At 63.1% G+C, this 17940-nt stretch carries 19 protein-coding genes and 1 tRNA gene; 8 read left to right on the top strand and 12 right to left on the bottom strand.

What is annotated here, in order from left to right:
- Positions 1 to 21: 21 nt before the first annotated feature.
- The 3 genes from E5678_RS11645 to E5678_RS11635 form a co-directional block, all read right to left on the bottom strand.
- Positions 22 to 606, bottom strand: a complete 585-nt coding sequence (locus E5678_RS11645) for a hypothetical protein (protein ID WP_136178680.1) — start codon at positions 604 to 606, stop codon at positions 22 to 24.
- An 86-nt stretch (positions 607 to 692) separates the two neighbouring features.
- On the bottom strand, positions 693 to 1322 hold the full coding sequence (locus tag E5678_RS11640; RefSeq protein ID WP_136178679.1) for a hypothetical protein: 630 nt from the start codon (positions 1320 to 1322) through the stop codon (positions 693 to 695).
- Positions 1323 to 1756: 434 nt separating this feature from the next.
- Positions 1757 to 1844 (bottom strand) — tRNA-Ser (locus tag E5678_RS11635).
- Between the two features lie 101 nt (positions 1845 to 1945).
- Between E5678_RS11635 and E5678_RS11630 the strand changes: the two genes are divergently transcribed.
- Positions 1946 to 2851 (top strand): NUDIX hydrolase, encoded by a 906-nt coding sequence (locus E5678_RS11630; RefSeq protein ID WP_247596756.1) that lies wholly within the window; start codon positions 1946 to 1948, stop codon positions 2849 to 2851.
- 31 nt (positions 2852 to 2882) lie between these two features.
- On the opposite strand, the gene E5678_RS11625 is transcribed toward E5678_RS11630, so the two are convergent.
- Positions 2883 to 3818, bottom strand: coding sequence for an MBL fold metallo-hydrolase (locus E5678_RS11625; protein WP_136178678.1), 936 nt, complete (start codon positions 3816 to 3818; stop codon positions 2883 to 2885).
- Positions 3819 to 4208: 390 nt separating this feature from the next.
- Between E5678_RS11625 and E5678_RS11620 the strand changes: the two genes are divergently transcribed.
- The 5 genes from E5678_RS11620 to E5678_RS11600 all read left to right on the top strand — a co-directional run bounded on the left by E5678_RS11620 (position 4209) and on the right by E5678_RS11600 (position 8974).
- On the top strand, positions 4209 to 4805 hold the full coding sequence (locus tag E5678_RS11620; protein ID WP_136178677.1) for an NnrU family protein: 597 nt from the start codon (positions 4209 to 4211) through the stop codon (positions 4803 to 4805).
- A 46-nt stretch (positions 4806 to 4851) separates the two neighbouring features.
- Positions 4852 to 5946: a PQQ-dependent sugar dehydrogenase gene (locus E5678_RS11615; RefSeq protein WP_247597025.1), complete on the top strand. Its 1095-nt coding sequence runs from the start codon at positions 4852 to 4854 to the stop codon at positions 5944 to 5946.
- An 85-nt stretch (positions 5947 to 6031) separates the two neighbouring features.
- Positions 6032 to 7441, top strand: coding sequence for an ATP-grasp domain-containing protein (locus E5678_RS11610; protein ID WP_247596755.1), 1410 nt, complete (start codon positions 6032 to 6034; stop codon positions 7439 to 7441).
- A complete protein-coding gene (locus E5678_RS11605; RefSeq protein ID WP_136178676.1) occupies positions 7438 to 8061 on the top strand; it encodes a YHS domain-containing (seleno)protein in 624 nt (207 codons plus the stop codon). The genes E5678_RS11610 and E5678_RS11605 overlap by 4 nt, the downstream gene beginning before the upstream one ends.
- A 16-nt stretch (positions 8062 to 8077) precedes the next feature.
- The gene (locus E5678_RS11600; protein ID WP_136178675.1) at positions 8078 to 8974 is read left to right on the top strand and encodes a patatin-like phospholipase family protein; all 897 of its coding nucleotides are present in this window, start codon (positions 8078 to 8080) and stop codon (positions 8972 to 8974) included.
- 45 nt (positions 8975 to 9019) lie between these two features.
- Here the strand turns inward: E5678_RS11600 and E5678_RS11595 are convergent, their stop codons facing one another.
- The 8 genes from E5678_RS11595 to E5678_RS11560 all read right to left on the bottom strand — a co-directional run bounded on the left by E5678_RS11595 (position 9020) and on the right by E5678_RS11560 (position 16089).
- Complete coding sequence (locus E5678_RS11595) at positions 9020 to 10129, bottom strand: glutathione S-transferase (RefSeq protein ID WP_168708549.1); 1110 nt, start codon at positions 10127 to 10129, stop codon at positions 9020 to 9022.
- A gap of 120 nt (positions 10130 to 10249) precedes the next feature.
- On the bottom strand, positions 10250 to 11551 hold the full coding sequence (egtB, locus tag E5678_RS11590; RefSeq protein WP_136178673.1) for an ergothioneine biosynthesis protein EgtB: 1302 nt from the start codon (positions 11549 to 11551) through the stop codon (positions 10250 to 10252).
- Positions 11548 to 12177 (bottom strand): methyltransferase domain-containing protein, encoded by a 630-nt coding sequence (locus E5678_RS11585; RefSeq protein WP_136178672.1) that lies wholly within the window; start codon positions 12175 to 12177, stop codon positions 11548 to 11550. Before E5678_RS11585 ends, egtB begins: the two co-directional genes overlap by 4 nt.
- Positions 12178 to 12202: 25 nt before the next feature.
- Positions 12203 to 12550 (bottom strand): multidrug efflux SMR transporter, encoded by a 348-nt coding sequence (locus E5678_RS11580; protein WP_136178671.1) that lies wholly within the window; start codon positions 12548 to 12550, stop codon positions 12203 to 12205.
- A 24-nt stretch (positions 12551 to 12574) separates the two neighbouring features.
- Positions 12575 to 13402: a phosphonate ABC transporter, permease protein PhnE gene (gene phnE, locus E5678_RS11575; protein ID WP_136178670.1), complete on the bottom strand. Its 828-nt coding sequence runs from the start codon at positions 13400 to 13402 to the stop codon at positions 12575 to 12577.
- A gap of 115 nt (positions 13403 to 13517) precedes the next feature.
- Positions 13518 to 14360 carry an ABC transporter permease gene (locus E5678_RS11570; RefSeq protein WP_136178669.1) on the bottom strand — a complete coding sequence of 281 codons (843 nt, stop codon included), beginning with the start codon at positions 14358 to 14360 and terminating at the stop codon, positions 13518 to 13520.
- Between the two features lie 16 nt (positions 14361 to 14376).
- A complete protein-coding gene (locus E5678_RS11565; protein ID WP_136178668.1) occupies positions 14377 to 15213 on the bottom strand; it encodes an ATP-binding cassette domain-containing protein in 837 nt (278 codons plus the stop codon).
- 15 nt (positions 15214 to 15228) lie between these two features.
- Entirely contained in the window at positions 15229 to 16089 is an 861-nt protein-coding gene (locus E5678_RS11560; RefSeq protein WP_136180740.1) for a putative selenate ABC transporter substrate-binding protein, read from the bottom strand.
- 324 nt (positions 16090 to 16413) lie between these two features.
- Here E5678_RS11560 and egtD point away from each other — a divergent pair, with 324 nt between their 5' ends.
- Both egtD and E5678_RS11550 read left to right on the top strand, forming a co-directional pair.
- On the top strand, positions 16414 to 17424 hold the full coding sequence (egtD, locus tag E5678_RS11555; RefSeq protein ID WP_136178667.1) for an L-histidine N(alpha)-methyltransferase: 1011 nt from the start codon (positions 16414 to 16416) through the stop codon (positions 17422 to 17424).
- 56 nt (positions 17425 to 17480) lie between these two features.
- Entirely contained in the window at positions 17481 to 17936 is a 456-nt protein-coding gene (locus E5678_RS11550) for a DUF302 domain-containing protein (protein ID WP_136178666.1), read from the top strand.
- Positions 17937 to 17940 lie beyond the last annotated feature (4 nt).

The raw sequence follows: 17940 nt of genomic DNA, 5'->3' as shown, positions 1-17940 counted from the left end.
GGTGCATTAGATGATCCGGTTTCATTTTGGAGAATTACCGAGACGACTAACAAACTCACCAAAGCATGACTCAAGAAGCTTCTTGGACTCTTGCTCGACGTTTGGAGTGCCGTAGAAAATTCGTTCGTACTTTGCTCTCGGTTGTCGGAACCCTACTTGGATCTCCTTGGAGCCTTGCATAACGGTTGTGACGAAGTCAACCGCTGCAGAAAGCTCGACTGTTGTCAGGAGGGCCTGATCCTCACCGCGCATTGACTTCTCCGGGATCAGCGGTTCTGCTCCTTTGACGCGAGCCCAGCTTGTTTCAAGCGGTTGCGGCTCCGACGATGGGGCCACTCCTATGGTGGCCCTGCTAAGCGCTGTCTTTACAAGTGCGGACGTCGGGGAGTCCATCCAAAAATTTACTGACAGCGTAACGTAGTCGCGGCTCTTGGATTCGCTTTCCTGAAGGAGCTTTAGATTCAGACCACAGCCACGAAAATTCCCTTGATTCGAATACTGAAGCGGCTCGGCAAGAATGTAGGCCTTCTCAAGCGTCTGTGCGGCAGAGTTAGATGCACAGGCAGCGACAATCGTGAGTGCGGCGAAGCGTGTAGTGATGTACATAGGTATCGACCCTTCCCGAGTTTTTTCAATGGCTCAACGCACTCAGTGGGTTGGAAATGGAGTAGGAAAGCGAGGGGCGCCTAAGTCTAATTGCTTGGACGCCTGCATTCTGTGTGCCAAATGTTCTTCTCGCTAGGATTGAGGTTTCCTGAGGCAAAGTCCTCGTCTCTAGCGTAGGTGCTTGACCCAACCGGGGACGCCCATGCAGCCCCACTTCGTACCTGAAGGCGGGCTAAATTGATCGGGCCCGGCAAACCCCATATGAAGCAAGTTCCCGGATTTCCCTCCATGTTTTCAACGTAGCAAATGACCGCCTTGCTGTTAGCCGCCAACCTTTTTAGGCGCTGTAGTGAATAGGCCCCAGCGTCAAACTGAATGTCGAGCACTCTCTCTTTGCATGTTTCCGATATGTCTGGTGCCTTGATGCCGCGAAGGTGAATTTTCTCTCCGCGGACAACCAGTGTCTCGCCATCAAGAACCTTGGCGCGGCCCCAAACCTTCCGGAGTTTCGACGTGTGCGATAGGAACTTTGGATCGGAGAACTCCAGCATGTACGTTCGGGCACTAGGATCTTGATTTATGCCGCGTTCGAAGTTCTCTCCAATTAGCAGCTCATTCGCGGGCAGTGAGTCTTCGACGCCAGCTGCACTTGTCGCCAATGGAAGTGCGGAGATGACTGCCATCAACAATTTCAGTGTGAAAAATTGCTTGATCATTTGCTCTTCCAATATTTGACTACGGCGAAATAGAAGCCCCATAGAAAAATTGTATAGGCACGTGTGACCCTAACAGGTGTATCTAGAAATTGGCGACGCACAGGCCAAAAGCTGCAGAAAGATCTGCGGCGCCCCGCGATTCGACATGCGACGCCAGTTCGCCTTCAGCCCCATTTTGGTAAGTCAATCGTCGCTCGACGGCCACGCCTCTATGTGACCACAATTGGTGCACCGAGCGCTGATGTCGGGGCTCATCAGGTAGGCGGTCTGATGCCGGTCAGAGCGGTTGCTGTGTCAATCGCATTGCGACGAAGCCTGAAAAAAGAAAAAAGCCCACTGCTGCAAAGTAGTGGGCCTTTCTTGATTCATCACGTGGGTAAAAACGTGGGTAGGTTAAATAAATCGGCCTGGAGGCCGCATAAAACCTAGAATCTTGGCGGAGACTGTGAGATTCGAACTCACGGACCCTTGCGAGTCGGCAGTTTTCAAGACTGCTGGTTTAAACCGCTCACCCAAGTCTCCAGATTAGCGCAGGGAGCATTTTACCCTGAGTGCGCCGGCGTTTTGTTTGTGGGGTCGCGGATGTGCCGCTGAATCGACGTTCTAGCACCGAGAATCGCATCATGGCCATTGAAATCAACTCTCAGATTGTCGACACCCCTCCCATCGCTTCGGCCACGGTGATGCTTCTGCGGGAAGGTAACAGCGGCTCTGCAAACGCAAACGGCATGGAAGTCCTGATGATGGGACGCCATGCAGATTCGGGTGTGCTGGGCGGGGCGCATGTGTTTCCTGGCGGCAAGGTCGATGCGGCCGATCAGGGTCTGGGCGCGGTGTGGTCGGACACCACACCGGATGCGTGTCGGCTGGCACTGAATGAGCCCACCTTGCCGGACGGCATGGCGCTGGGCTTGTATGCGGCGGCCTTGCGCGAGACTTTCGAAGAAAGCGGGCTGGTGCTGGGCGCGCCTTTTTCGTTGGCGGGTGGCGCGGCTGACCAGCTGCGCCGGCTGATGGCTGGCGAGAGGCTGGATTTCCTGGGGGCTTTGCAGGCACTGGGCAGCCCCTGGCCGACTTCGGGCTTGCTGCCCTGGTCGCGCTGGGTGACGCCGCGGGTGCCTTCGATGATGAGCAAACGGTTCGATACCCGGTTTTTTGTCGCGGTCGCGCCGGAACATCAGGTGGCGCAGCACTGCGAGCGGGAAGCGACCGAAACGGTCTGGCTCACCCCTCAGCGGGCCTTGGAGCGTGCCTGGGCGGGCGAGATCGATCTGGCGCCGCCTCAGATCATGAGCCTGGCCCATCTGGCGCGGTTCGGCTCTGTCGCGTCGGTGCTGGCCTGGGCCAGGGCTCACGCGCCGGTCACGATTGAGCCGGAGCCGTTTGATGAAGATGGCGAGCGGGTGATTTGTTATCCCGGGGACCCCGCTCACAGCCAGCCTGTGTCACCGTGGCCTGGGCCTACGCGGCTGATGTTTCGCCGTGGGCGCTTTGATGCCCCTGGTGGTCTGGCCGCTTTGCTGGCCTAGTTGTCATTCAAGCGTTCAAGCGCTCAGGACTTCAGAGGTTGATGACCTGATCGCCCTCGACGCGCAGTGAACCGCTGCGGGCGAGGTCGTTGAGCAGGTTGGTGAGCCACGCCTGATCGCCCTCGATGCTGCTCTGGGAGGGCATGAATTGCCTGAGGTAGGGGGTTTGGCGGCCCCAGGCGAGCAATTCGGTCTTGGTGGTGGCCTGCCATTCGAGCAGCTTGAACTTCACCAACACTTTCAAGGCGTAGCGCCGGTGCTTTTCCGGGGAATCCATGAACTGTGCCAGCCGGCTGCGCGCGCGGGCGAGTGCTTCGGGCACATCCTGAAACACGGGGCCGTGACCGGGGATCACGGTGCGGGGCTGGAGCGCTTCGATCACATCCAGCGTTTCGCCCACCTCCTCAAATGCTTCTACGCCTTCGAGTTCGGGAAACACCACGCCAAATCCGTTGCCCCAGAGAGCATCGGCCGAAATCAGCACACCCGCTTCGCGTTGAAACAGGACGATCGAATGCGGGTCGTGTCCTTTGGCGCCGTGGACTTCCCAGGTGTGGCTGCCCAGCTGGATCGCATCGCCCGGATTCAACAGGCCCTGGTGAACGAACCGCGGACAGTTCTGGCCGGTGGGGGTGTAGGTGAGGGTCTCGGCGTCCCATTGCGACACGGCCTCGGCATGGCCGGGCGGGATATGGGTCAACAGCGCGGGGTAGGTGGCCTGCAGCAAGGCGTTGCCACCGCAATGGTCGCTGTGCAAATGGGTGTTGAGCAGCAGATTCAGCGGACGGCCCGACAAGGCTTCTTGTACCAGAGCGAGGGTGAGTGGGGCGTGGCTGCTGTAGCCGCTGTCGACCAAGGCAGTAGGGCCATGGCCCTGGATCAGGACGTTGTTGGACGAGAGCCAGCCGCGCTCGAACACGGTGGCGCCAATGGCGCTGAGTTGTTGGGATGCAGAAGTTTGGCGCATTGCAGTCGCTTCTCGTGTCGGAATAGAGGTGTCATCATGCAGGGAAAAGACCGAGGGTGTGGTGCGCGTGAGCGACACGGCGCATGCCCTTGGGCGCCTGCGCGGCAGAAGGACGATCGGCTGCGGCGCGCGACAAATCGGTCTCCTGCGGACCGCATCCTGCGCCCTGGGGCCCACCCTGGATTTGTCGGCAACACCACACGATCCTCGGTTTTGACGCGTTTCGCTTCGATGCCTTCTGCCGCGCAGGCGCCTGGCGTTGCACCTTGCCCCAGTCCGAATGGCTTTGTGGGGTCGCTGCACCGGGTAGGCCGCTGGCGCGCTACAGTGCTGGCACAGGCCCTTTCCACTCGGACAGGAAGGGCTCCACCGTATGCAAAGGGCTAACGCATGGCGATCTTGATCTTGGGTTTGGTGTTGTTTCTGGGTATTCACTGTGTCTCCATTGTTTCGCCCGACGGGCGCGACCGGCTGGCGAAGCGGATGGGTGAAATGGCCTACAAAGGCGTGTATTCGTTGGTCGCGCTGGCCGGCTTTGTCCTGATCGTGTGGGGCTATGGTTTGTCGCGCGAAGCGCCGGTGATGCTTTACGCCATGCCGGGCGGCTTTCGCCATCTGGCGGCGCTGTTGATGCTGCCGGTGTTTGTGCTGCTCTTTGCCGCCTACTTGCCCGGGCGCATCCAGCGCGCGGCCAAGCATCCAATGTTGCTCGCCGTCAAGCTGTGGGCGTTGGCCCACCTGTTGGCCCAGTCGGTCACGGGGGGCTCGCTCGCCGATGTCCTGCTCTTTGGTGGCTTCCTGGTCTGGGCGGTGGCCGATCGCATTTCGCTCAAGCGCCGCGCGGCGGCTGGGGGGCTTCGAGCGGTGCCGGCTTTGCCAGCGAGTGGCTTCAATGACGCCATCGCTGTGGTAGGGGGCCTTGCTGTGTATGTGGCGATCGTCTTGTGGTTGCATGCGGCCTGGTTTGGCGTGCGTCCTTTTGGTTAGGAGAACCGTTATGAGCGCGATGCGATGGTTTGTGCGACCGCGGCTGATGGTGGCGCTGGCGTTGCTGGGCTGCGCGACTGTTTGGGCAGGCGACGACCTGCGTACCGAGGTGGTGGCCACGGGTTTGCAGAACCCTTGGGGCCTCGCGTTCATCGGCGATGGGCGCATGCTGGTCACCGAGCGCCCGGGGCGCATTCGCGTGGTGCAGGCCGATGGCCAGGTGGGCGCGCCCTTGGGCGGATTGCCCAAGGTGGACGCGGTGGGCCAGGGCGGACTGCTGGATGTGATCACCGATCGCGATTTCGCACGCAACCGCAAGCTGTATTTTTGCTATGCCGAGCCCGCAGGCCCGGGGCAGCAGGGCAACTCCACCGCGCTGGCCGCCGCCCGGCTCTCAGATGATGCGACTCGGCTGGAACAGGTGCAGGTCTTGTTCAGCCAGCGTCCGAAATTCGGCAGCCGGGCCCACTTTGGCTGCCGCATCGTGGACACGGGTGATGGCCACTTGTTTTTGACCCTGGGGGACCGCTTCTCGCGCATGGCCGATGCGCAGACGCTGGACAACCACCACGGCAAGGTGGTGCGCATTGGCAAAGATGGCAGCGTGCCCAACGACAACCCGTTCAGCCAACGAACCGACGCTTTGCCAGAGATCTGGAGCCTGGGGCATCGCAACCTGCAAGGCGCGACGCTGGGCCCCGATGGGCATCTGTGGACGCTGGAGCATGGGCCCCAGGGCGGCGACGAACTCAACCGCCCCGAGAAGGGAAAGAACTACGGCTGGCCCGTGATCACCTATGGTGAAAACTATGGCGGCGGAGCCATTGGCGAAGGGCTCACTGCGCAGCCAGGGCTTGAGCAGCCGATTCACCACTGGACACCCTCTATCGCGCCCTCGGGCATGGCTTTTGTGACCAGCACGCGCTACGGACCCGATTGGGTGGGTAGCTTGCTCGTCGGCTCACTCAAGTTCCGCTACCTGGCACACCTGACCCTCAAAGGGTCAAAGGTCGTGCGGGAAGAAAAGCTGTTGACCGACCTGAAACAGCGGGTGCGGGATGTGCGGCAGGGCCCCGATGGCTACATCTATTTGTTGACCGATGAGCGCAATGGTGAGCTGTTGCGTCTGGTACTGCCCTGAGTATCCGTTTCGTGTAAGACAATGGGGTGAAATGGATTCGTTTGATGCGAGCCGCTGAGGCGCGCTGTCTGCTTCGCCAACCCCCATGCCTATGACACTACCTCAACGCACCTTGGTGCTTTTTAACCACGACTGGGACGCCATCGCCCACCAGCGGCTGGCCCGCACTCAGGGCCTGGAATTTGACGAAGACGGCTTTGATCTGTTTTCATTTCCCAGCAATGCGCGCCTGGCCTGGTTTGACATGGCCCGTTTTGTGGATGGGCTGGCGCGCCAAGCGAAGCGAAAAGGCTGGACGGGCGTGACCTCGAACCAGGAGCAGTTTGGGGCGCTGGCTGCTGCCTTGCTGGCCGAGCGCATGGGCTGGCCGGGGACGCCCGTGAAAGCGATCCTGGCGTGCCAGCACAAGCTGTACGCGCGCCAGGTGCTGGAGCAGGTGGCGCCCGAGGCGAATGTGCGCTTTCAGTTGCTGGACGCTGAATACGGCGCACCAATCCCTGAGGGCCTGACATACCCCTTGTTTGTGAAGCCCATCAAGGCGGCGTTTTCGGTACTGGCGAAACGGGTTGAGAGCCACGAAGAGCTGCACCGCCACACGCGCTTCGGCCGCTGGGAGTTGTGGGTGATCCGCCGGTTGGTTGAGCCGTTCGAACGCATGGTTCGGGAACGACTCGGGCCTGGTGTGCCCAGTGCCCATCGGATGCTGCTGGAAGAGCCGGTGCAGGCGGATCAATTCAACCTGGACGGCTATGTGTTCAACGGCGAGATCCACGCGATCGGGGTGGTCGACGCCATCATGTTTCCCCGTACCCAGGCTTTCATGCGCCACGAGGCGCCTTCGCGTCTGCCCGCTGCGGTGCAGGTCCGCGCGCAGGATGTGGCACGCCGTTTTCTGCAGGCGGTGGGGTTCAACCATGGCCTGTTCAATATGGAGTTTTTTTACGACGCCGCTAGTGACCGGCTTGCGGTGATCGAGTTCAACCCGCGCATGGCTTCGCAGTATTCTGATCTGTACCAGCGTGTGCTGGGGGTGGACATGCACGCGCTGGCGCTGGCGCTGGCGCATGGGCGTGACCCGGCCAATGTGCCGCGGCAGGCTCCCAGCGCGGGCATGGCCGCCAGCTTTGTGTACCGGGCGTTTGACCCTGGGGATGCGGTCACGCTGCCCACGCAGGCACAGCGCCAGGCGATGTTGTCGGCGTTTCCCGATGGGCTGCTCTTTCCCTATCCGAAATCGGCCGGTTCAATCGCGCGCGATTTCAAATGGCTGGGCAGCTACCGGTTCGGGATCATCCACCTGGGCGGCCGCGATGCGGCCGACTTGCAAGAACGCTGCGAACTGGCCAGCGCCTTGCTCGGCTGGACGGCGCCCTACGCGGAGCCACTGATGGAGGCATCTCCTGGAACCTCTCCGGCCCAGGCCGGTCACACCCCTGTGCTTTCGTCTGGCTCCGGCGGACGGGAAGTTCCTTCAACCGCACAGGTGAACCCATGACCCCAACCCCCACCCGCCCTCCCATTTTTTCCCGCGCAGCCTTCGCTGTGTCGTTGTCTGCTGCCGTGCTGGGGCTGGCGGGCTGTGGTGCCATGTCGGCGCAAAACCCCAATTCGGCGCTCAAGCCCGTCAACGCGGTCGAGATAGCGCCCGATGCGCGTGTGATGCTCAAGGGGGCCGATGTGGTGGCCTATTTTTCGGATGGGCGCTATGAGCAAGGCTTGCCGCAGTTCAAGAGCACGTACGAAGGTGTGACTTTCCATTTTTCGAATGCCGAGCGGCAGGCCCGATTTGACCAGTCGCCCGAGGCGTTTCTGCCCCAGTTCGGGGGGTACTGTGCGGATGGACTGGTCTACGCCATCCCTTGGGGGGGCGATGCGGACACCTGGAAGATGATCGACGGCAAGCTCTATATATTTGGCGGGCAGGGCAGCAAAGATGCCTTTGAGCTCGACGAAGCCCGCAATGTGGCGTTGGCCCAAAAATACTGGGCCGAAGAGGTCAAGGGCGGCAACAGTTTCGTGCAGCGTGCCAAGCGCCTGGTGTTCCGCGTGCCCCATTACAAAACCGGTGAGGAATTGGCGCAAGCCGTGGCGGCGGCCAAGGCCAAACAGCCCTGAACCGGCTGGGCCCTTCATGCTGAGTCGTCGCACCTGGCTCCATGTGGCGGGAGCGGCGGGCGCTGCGGCGGCCACCAGTGTGCTCAGTGGTTGCACGCTCAACCCCGATCAGGATCACATCGGACCGAACGCACCCCGCGCCCTGCCATTGACTCGCGCGCCTCGAGTGGCCTGGGTGTTCAGCTCGGGAGGCCCGCGGGGGTTTGTGCATGTGGGCGTGATCAAGGCGCTGGTTGAGCTGGGGCTCAAGCCCGATCTCATCGTGGGCGCTTCAGCAGGCGCGGCGGTGGGCAGCTTGCTGGCCGCCGGGCTCAGCGCGCAGGATCTTGAAACCCTGGCCCTGGATCTTCAACCCTGGAGCCTGGCCCGCTGGGCGGTCGGGACACCTGAACGGTTGAGCGGCTCGGGGGTGGCCGATCTGATGCAGGAGCACACGCCGGTGCGTTTGCTGGAGGATCTGGCGGTGCCCATGGCCTGCGTGGCTCAACGCCAGCGCGATGGTGTGCCCATGGCGTTCACCGCAGGGGATCTGGGGCTGGCCGTGCAGGCGTCTGCCGCGATCGAGGGGCAGTTTGCACCGGTGCGCATCCGGGGGGAACGGTACGTGGATCCCGACTGGAGCATGCCTTTGCCGGTGCGGCTGGCCCGGGCGCTTGGCGCGCAGAAGGTGCTGGCAGTCGATGCCACGGCGCATCTGGCGTCCGCGCCACCGGGGGCAGAGCGGTACCGCGAAAGCGATTTGCGCAAGCAAGCGCTGGTGGATGTGGACGGTGTGCTGGCCGATGTGCTGCTCAAGCCCGACTTTGGTTACTGGGTCAGTCTGTCGCGCGAATTCCGGGAGCGGGCGATTGGGGCGGGGTACCGCGATACGCTGGCCCAGGCGGACCGGCTGGTCGCCCTGCACGCCGCGTAGCACACCCCGAACAACACACCTGGGTCGCGCACCCCGGTGGTGTGTTCAGGCCAGCGCCACGCTCAGGCCTTCCCGGCGCAGTGGCGGTGGATCGATCAGCGTCTGAAACGCCTCGCCGCCCACCTGGGCCAGCAGCAGATCGGCCCGCAGGCGGTCTTCGCCCTCGGTGGCCAAGTAGGCGTCGCGCGCACGTTGCAGCATCCACAGGGCATATGGGCGGGTGATTCGCTGCCCGGTTTGACCTTCCAGCTCGAACCGGTGTTTTCCGATGACCCGGGGCACAGGCTCACCAGGGTGTTCGGCCAGCCAGCGCTGCAGGTGGGCAGCGCTTTCCGCCAGGTCGGGCATTTGCTCGTGCATCTGGCGTGCGAGCAGGGGCAGCAAGGTTTCTGGCAGCGTGTCGTCGGCTGGCCATGCCCCTGGCGGTTGGCTGCGGGCCGTGCCCAGTCGCTCGATCCAGCGAACCACCGCTGGCGCCACGCGCTTCATGAGGGCACCACTGGCGGGGTCGCGGTAGAGGTGTGCGTACAGCGGGCCGTACAGGCCAAAATCGGCCACCGATGCGTGTTCGCCCAAAACGAAGTTGTGCTGGGTGAAGTGGGTGTTCAGCTCGTGGAGCAGGCCCAGGTAAGCCTGTTCCACGGCCTCATGCATGGCGGGCTCTGCGCCCAGCAGTTCGGCGGCTTGCGCAAACGGGGCCGCAATGCGTTCCCCCACGCTGCGCTGCTCGGCTTCGGTGGCCTCGGGCATGGCTAGTGCGCCAAAAGCCTGCAAGGCCCATTCGCGGTTGTGGTGCCAGCGGTAGTGCATGGCCGGCAGCAGCAGCCATTCATCACCCAGCAACTCAAACAGGCGGGCCACCAGATGCTGCACCGCGCCGGGTGGCCGCAAGCCGGGCTCTGGGTGGCGGGCTTCCAGCGCGTCGATGATGTCGGTGGTGTCTTGCAGCCATTCGCCTTCTGGCGTGTGCACCACGGGAATCACGGGGAAGCCGATGTGGGGAATGATGACCTGCTGGTACACGGTGCGGTTGGCGCTCACCTCTTCAAACGCCAGGCCTTTCCAGCGCAGGTAGGCGCGCACCTTGGCGCTGAAATAGCTGATGTCAGCGCCGTACAGGCGCAGCGCGGTGGGTGGCGTGGTCTCGGTGTTCATGGCCGCAGTCTGGCAGTCCATGGGCGAGTGCGGCGTATCCTGCGCGACAAGGCCTGCGTACCCATGTGGTCATGGGCGTCGGCGGATTTTTGCGGGTTCAGCGCCCGTTGGTGGGGCCGATCAAGCGTCGCGGGCCAGGCGCACCCCACTGAACTGCCAGCGGGCATCGGTGGGAAAGAAGTTGCGGTAGCTGGTGCGGATGTGTGACCGGGGTGTGGCACAGGAACCGCCGCGCAGCACCATCTGGTTGACCATGAATTTACCGTTGTATTCGCCCACGGCGCCCGCCCAGGCGCGGTAGCCGGGGTAGGGCAGGTAGCTGCTGGCGGTCCACTCCCAGACATCGCCGCCCATTTGCTGCAGCTGGCCGGCTTGATGGCGGGTGAGGGGCAGGGGATGCAAGGCGCGGTTGTCCTGGAAGTTGCCGGGGATGTGCCAGTCGGCTCCCGGGGATTGCGCAGCATGTTCCCATTCGGCCTCCGTGGGCAGGCGGATGGGCAACTGGTCGCGGACAGCACGCCAGCGGGCGTAGGCGTCGGCCTCAAACCAGTTCACATGGCACACGGGCGTGTGGGGGTCAACAGGTGCCCGGCCGTGCAGGGTGAAGGTGGTCCAGCCACCGGCGCCGTCGGCGAGCCAGTACAGCGGTGCAGCGATGCGCTGGCTTTGCACCCACTCCCAGCCGGCCGACATCCACCAGCGCGGATCCTGGTAACCACCGCTTTGCATGAACTCGACCCATTCGCCATGGGTGACGAGGCGGTTGCTCAGGGCATAGGGTTGGAGCAAGACGTTGTGGCGCGGCGACTCGTTGTCGAACGCGAAGCCTTCGCCCGCATGTCCGTTGTCCACCACGCCGCCCTCAAAAGCCACCCAGGTCAGGGGCACGCTGGTCACGCTGCACAACGGCCAGTGTGCGCTGTAGACAGGCTGTAACGGGTTCTGCGCCAGCAGGTGTTTGATGTCGGTGAGCAGCAACTCCTGGTGTTGCTGCTCGTGGTGCAGTCCCAGTGTGAGCAGCTCGGCCAGATCGGTATCCACCGAGCCCTGGAGCAGGCTCACCATGCGCCGGTCCACGTCGGCCCGATAGGCTTTCACCTCGGCGAGGTCGGGGCGTGTGATCAGGCCACGCTGGGGCCGCGGGTGCTGCTCGCCCACGGTTTGGTAGTAGCTGTTGAACAGCACCCGGAAGGCCGGATTGAACGGCTCGAACTGGGGCTCGAAGCGCTCGAGGATGAAGGTCTCGAAAAACCAGGTGACGTGGGCCAGGTGCCACTTGGTGGGGCTGGTGTCGGGCATGGACTGCGGCTGGCAATCGGCCTCTGACAAGGGGGCGGCCAGCGCCAGCGTTTGTGAGCGCACGGCGGCGAATTCGGTGGCGAGCAGATGGGCCTGCACGGGTCTGGATGAAGGGGAGGTCATGAAAGCTCCTTGCGTTTGATGCCACTGGCGATGTAGCCCATGCCCCACTGCGTGCTGTGCCACTCGAATTCGCTGCACTGGGCGCTGACATGGCTCCAGGGCGCCCAGAGGTCGGCCGCCTTGGCGTTGTAGGGTCGGTTCTTCAACCAGGCCAGCAGGTTCAGTGGTCCGGTCCACCAGGGGAAAAATTTGATGCCCGCCATGGCCACCCGGCCGCCCGGTTTCACTTGCCGCAAAACGTTGGCCACGGCGGCGGGCGTGCGGCAGATGTCGTGGGTGTAGTTGAACAGCACGGCATCGGCACAGGCAGGGAGCACCACGGATTCGGCGGGCTGATTCGCATGCCACACGTTGGGCCAGGCTTCCTGCGCCAGCCGCTGCTCCGCGATGGCAAACATGTCGGGGCTTTGCTCGAAGCCCCACACCTGCCCGGTGTCTCCCACGCCTTCACGCAACAGGGCGTAGCTCAGGCCGGTGCCAGAGCCGACGTCGATCACGGTTTGGCCTGGCTGCAGCCGAAGGAGGGCAATGGTGCGCCGGCGCAGCGGCATGGTGAACTCTGCCGAAGCGTCGTAGCCGGCGGCCTTGTTGCGGTAGAGGTCTATGGAGATCTGGTTGGGGTCCATGTCTCTGCTTTCAGGGGCAGACGCTTCAGGTGCCCACACGGGTGGCCGAGTGCAGGCCCATCACGCCGATCACGATGAGGCCGATGCTCACCATCTTCACGGCGGTGGCCGGCTCTTTGAAGTAATAGATGCCGATCATGGCGGTGAGCACCGTGCCCACGCCCGACCACACGCCGTAGGTCACGCTCAAGCCCAGCACCCGGATCACCATGGTGTTCAGGGTGAACGACACCGCGTAAAACAACACCATCATCAACGAAGGGGTCAAACGGGTAAAGCCCTCGGCCAGTCGCATGCTGGTGGTGCCGCCCACCTCCATGAGGATGGCGACGGCCAGCACGGCCCAGGCTTGAGAAACGGTGAGTAACGGCATGTGGCAGCGAGCGTGTGAAAAGCCTTAGCGTGTGATCAGTCGGCGCGACAGGTGGCTCGAGGCATCCACGATGGCCACGAGGACGAACATGGCGCCCAAAACGGTGGCTGTCTTGCCCATCTGGAACAGGCCCATGTGGAAAGCCAGCAACTGCCCCAGGCCGCCCGCACCCACCACCCCCAACACGGCCGCCGCCCGGATGTTGTTTTCCCAGCGGTAGAGCGTGTAGCTCAGCAGCTGCGGCAGGATCTGCGGCAAGGTGGCGTAGAGAAATACGCGCCCCTGGTTCACGCCCTGGGTGCGCAGGGCATCGCCGGGGCCAGTGGGCGCATTTTCCACCGCCTCGGCAAACAGCCGGCCGAGCACGCCCGTGGTGTGCAGGGCCAGCGCCAGTGTGCCGGCAAAGGGCCCCAGTCCGGCAGAGATCAGCAGCAGCGCGGCCCAGACCAGTTCGGGAATGGCGCGCAAGGCATTGAGCAGCCAGCGGGTGGGTGTGCGTGCGAAGGCCGTGTCGCCGGCCACCAGGCGGCTGGCGGGCAGGGCCAGTGCCAGCCCTGCGATGGCGGCCAGCACCGTGCCCAGCGCCGACATGGCCAGTGTTTCCCACGCCCCCACGGTCACTTTGGTCAGGAAGTCGGGCGAGACATTGGGCGGGAAGAACTCACCCAGGAAGCGGCCCATGTCGCGTGCCGCTTGCAGGGACAGGAACTGCCCCCACTGCAGGTCGAGTGACCAGAAGCTGGCGATCACCAGCGCCACCAGCCCGGCCGCGAACCAGCACGCCTTGCAGCGCGCGTCCCAAATGGGCGGCGGCAGCGGCGGTGCCTGGCGGTGATTGGGCGAAGTCTTCATCTCATCTCCGGAGCGCGTGTACCTTCAAGCGCATGCCGTGGAACCGGCTCCGCCGGGCCACAAGTGTGGTCCCCTTTCAGGGGGGAAGTGGCGAAGCGGCGCAGGGGGATAGCCTTCATCCCAGTGACTGCCGCAACCAGGCGCTCAAACGATCGGCGAGGGCCACCAGCGCCATGAAAATGAGCAGCATGGTGGCGACTTCACCGCCGTTGAACATCTTCATGGAGTTGTCCATCTGTTGCCCCAGGCCGCCCGCGCCGACAAAGCCGAGCACCACCGAAGAGCGGATGGCGCATTCCCACCGGTACACGGTGTAGCTGGTGAGCTCGGCCGCGCTGGCGGGCAACAGGCCGTAGAAAAACGCTTGAAGGCGGCCGGCACCATTGCGCAGCAAGGTTTCTGTGGCGTGGGTTTCACCACTTTCCAGGATCTCGCCGTACACCTTGCCCAGCATGCCACCGTAGGTGAGGGCAATGGCCAGCACACCAGCCGTGGGCCCCAGGCCCACGACGCGAACGAACACCAGGGCCCATACCAGCTCGGGCACGCTGCGCAAGACGATGAGCAACCAGCGCACGAGCTGGCGCAGCCAGAAGGGGCCACGTGCCATGCGCCCCGAGATGGCCGATATGGAGAGGGTGCGGGTCGACATCAGGGTGAGCGGAATGGCCACGATCAACGCCAACGTCACGCCGGCGGTGGCCATGGCCACTGTGCGCCAGGTTTCCGCCAGCATGAGCCACAGGAATTCGCGCCCATGCGCCAGCGGCCAGAAACTGGCGAGAAAATTGCCGCTCACCCGCAGGCTGTCGGGTTCCCACAGCAGCCAGGGTTTGAATTCGGTGGCCACCAGCAGCGGCCACATCAGCACCAGGGCCGCCAAGCTCCAGAAGAGGCGTGATAGCCAGGCCGGATCTCGGGCCGGTGCCGCTCGGGGGCTCAGGGTGACGGTCGCCATGCGGGGCTTTCCGCCTTCAGCGGCAGTGCATCACCGCGGGTAGCGGCTGGGGGGGCTGAATACTGGGCACCTCAACAACCCCTTCGCCGCGCAGCTCGTGTTCAAACTGGTCGTACAGCTGTGCCAGGCGTTCCCGAGAGACCTCGGCTGCGGGCAGATCAAAGGCCAGCTGTCCGTCGCGCAGACCAATGATGCGAGGAAAATAGGCCAGCGCCATGTCAACCTGATGCAAGGTGCTGACCAAAGTGATGCCGCGCGCATGGGCTTCCTCGATGAGGCTTTCCATGGCCATGCGCGAGCGCGTGGGGTCGAGCGCCGAGAGCGGCTCATCGACCAGCCAGAGCTCGGCGGGAGCCACCAAGGCGCGGGCCAGACCCACTCGCTGGCGTTCGCCGCCCGACAGCCGGTCCACGCGGTCGAACAGTTTGTCGCCCAGATCAAAGCGCTCCAGCGCCTCAAAGGCGGTGGCGATGTCGGTGGGATAGAACAGGGAGCGCAAGCTGGCCCACAAGCCCATGGCGGGCAGGCGGGCGGCGAGCACCGCAGTGACCACCCGCTGGCGCGGGGGCAATGGTGGAACTTGCGGCGCCAGCAACAGGCGGCCGCGCAGGCGCTGCAAGGCTCGGCGGGGCAGGGCCCAAGGCGATGTGCCGTCCAGCCGAACGCTGCCCGATGTGGGCGGCAGTGCACAGGCGAGTACCTGCAGCAGCGTGGTTTTCCCGGCGCCCGACGGACCGATCACGGCGACCTGTTCGCCGCGTTCGATCACCAGGCTCAACCCGCGCAAGGCGGGCGGGGCGTCGGGTCGCGCAGCCGGATGGCTGGCGACGACGCCTTCAAGTTGCAGCTTCAAGGGCAGAGACCCCGACTACAGCAGGCCTGCGGCGCGGGCTGCGGCTTCAATGCCCTTGTAGTTGTCGGCCTTGGTGGGCACAAACTTGGAGGCGCGTTGCAGCTCCAGAATGGCCTTGCCTTCAGGCGTAGATTTGTCCAGCGCCAGGAAAGCGGCGGCGAGCTTTTCGCGCGTGGCCACAGGCATATCGGCGTGCACCGACCAGTTGTAGTCGTAGTAAGGCGGGGTGGTGAAGAACACACGCACCTTGCTGGTGTCGACTTTCTTTTCGTCAACGAATTTGTTCCAGACCGAGATGTTCAGTGCGCCAGCTTGAACCTTGCCAGAAGCCACGGCCGCAATGGTCGCGTCGTGTGCACCGCTGAAGGCCACGCGTTTGAAATCCTTGTCGGGATCGAGGCCAGCTTCCATGATGAAGCTGCGGGGCATCAGGTGACCCGAGGTGCTCGACTGCGAGCCAAAGCTCACGTCTTTGCCTTTGAGGTCGGACAGCTTGGTGATGGCGGGGTCGCTGGTGATGAACACCGATTTGAAGGATTCGTCTTCAGCGCGCTGCACCAGCGGGATGATTTTGCCGCCAGAGCGCACATTGGCCTGCACAAATGTGAAGCCGCCGAACCAGGCCATGTCGACCTTTTTGTTGGCCAGGGCTTCCACAGAGGCTGCGTAGTCGGTCACCGGCGTGAATTCCACCTTCATGCCCAGCTTGGACTCCAGGTACTTCATCAGCGGCTCTGCCTTGCGCGACAGCTCGGTGGGGGACTCGTCGGGGATGGCGGTGACGCGGAAAACTTGCTGGGCTTGCGCCAGGGTGCCCAGGCCCAATACCGCGCAGGTCAAGAGTGTGCGGACAGAGGTGGAGAGGGAAAATTTCATCATGGGGGTATCCGGTTAAGAGGGATGGAGCAGTGGGTAAGCTGACCAACAGCGGGCACAAAGGTGTCGATGCGGTCATCAGACCAACCCGTATTAAACCGCGAGAATGGCCCACAGCGTTTCGAGGGGCCACTCGCGAATGTCCCTGTAAGAAAACCAGGACGGGTTCGACCCATACGATGGACCCTTTTTAAACCTGTTGGGTCAAGGCATGAATCCCCGTTGAAGGCCTTGACCACGGCACTTGTGCCTCGCTCCGTTGGCCCTTCGTCAGGCCGGCGCTGGCCGGGTTGCGTTTTGTCCTGTTTGCCTGGTCCCGTTGATATGCCCACAAAAAACCCTGCCGCGCCCGCTTTCATCCAGATCCACCGCGACGATGCCCAGGCCATTCGCGATGAATTGGCCGCGGGCCTGGGGCTGCCCGCTGCACAGATCGCACCCAAATTTTTGTACGATGCCCTGGGCTCGCGGTTGTTTGACGCGATCACCGAATTGCCGGAGTATTACCCGACACGCACGGAGGCGAGCATCTTCCAGGCCCATGGGGCGGACATGGCCGCCCGGATTCCCGAGGGCAGCGTGTTGGTGGACCTTGGGGCGGGCAGTTGCGCCAAGGCGGCCGGGTTGTTTCCGGTGCTGAAGCCTGGAGGCTACGTGGCCGTGGACATTTCGGTGGACTATTTGCGCGCGGCCCTTGGGGCCTTGCAGCAGTGCCACGCTGATATACCGATGTTGGGACTCGGGCTGGACTTTTCTCAATCGCTGGCACTGCCTGAGCAAGCCACCGCTTGGCTGGAAGAGCGGCGCCTGTCTGTGGCGCCACGAACAGCGTTCTATCCAGGTTCCAGCATTGGCAATTTTTCGCCTACCGAAGCCTTGGCGTTGCTGCGTCAGGCGCACGCGGTGTGTGCGGCGGGCGGTACCGGCGGGGGGGTGCTGATCGGGGTCGACTTGGTCAAACCGCTGGGTGTGCTGGAGCCCGCCTATGACGATGCCTTGGGCGTCACGGCTGCCTTCAACCGCAACCTGCTGCTGAATGTCAACCGCTGGCTGGGCGCCGATTTCCGGCCTGAACAGTGGGCGCACCTGGCGTTCTTCAATCAAGAGGCGTCACGCATCGAGATGCACCTGCAGGCCCGCCTGGATCAGACCGTGCGCTGGGCAGGTGGCGAACGCCATTTCGCCGCAGGCGATCGCATACACACCGAAAACTCATGGAAATGGTCACCCGAGCGTTTCTCTGCGCTGCTGCAAGCCGCGGGCTTTGGCCCGTCGACCCATTGGACCGACGCCTCGTCGTGGTTCGGTGTTTTCTGGGCGCCAGCGATCCGTTGACGCTTTTTTTGTTGGTTCTTCGATGGGCTCAGCCCACTATTCAAGGAGTTAGATTCATGAAAGCCCTTTTGCAAACCTGTACCGCTGTGGTGTTGTCCAGCGTGGTGACCCTGGCCGCTGCGGCCGATGGACTGGTGGCCGTGAAAAGCCCACACAGTGCCAAAATCACCATGGACAAACTGGAAGCGGTGGCCAAGGAAAAAGGCCTCAATATCTTCGCCCGCATTGATCATGCAGCCGGCGCAACCAAGATCGGAAAAACCCTGCGGCCGACCGAGGTGCTGGTGTTTGGCAACCCGCAAGGTGGCACACCCTTCATGGAATGTGCCCAGTCGGTTGGCATTGATCTGCCACTCAAGGCCCTGGTCTGGGAAGACGCCGCGTCCCAGGTCTGGGTGGGGTACAACGATCCGGCCTGGATTGCCAAGCGCCACGGCGTGGAGTCGTGTGCGGTGGTGCCCAACCTGCAAAAGGCTTTGCAAGGCCTGACGGCCGCTGCTGTGGCGCCTTGATACC

Source organism: Hydrogenophaga sp. PAMC20947, from assembly GCF_004795855.1.
Classification (GTDB): Bacteria; Pseudomonadota; Gammaproteobacteria; order Burkholderiales; family Burkholderiaceae_C; genus Hydrogenophaga.
This window is presented reverse-complemented; position numbering and strand designations above follow the sequence as displayed.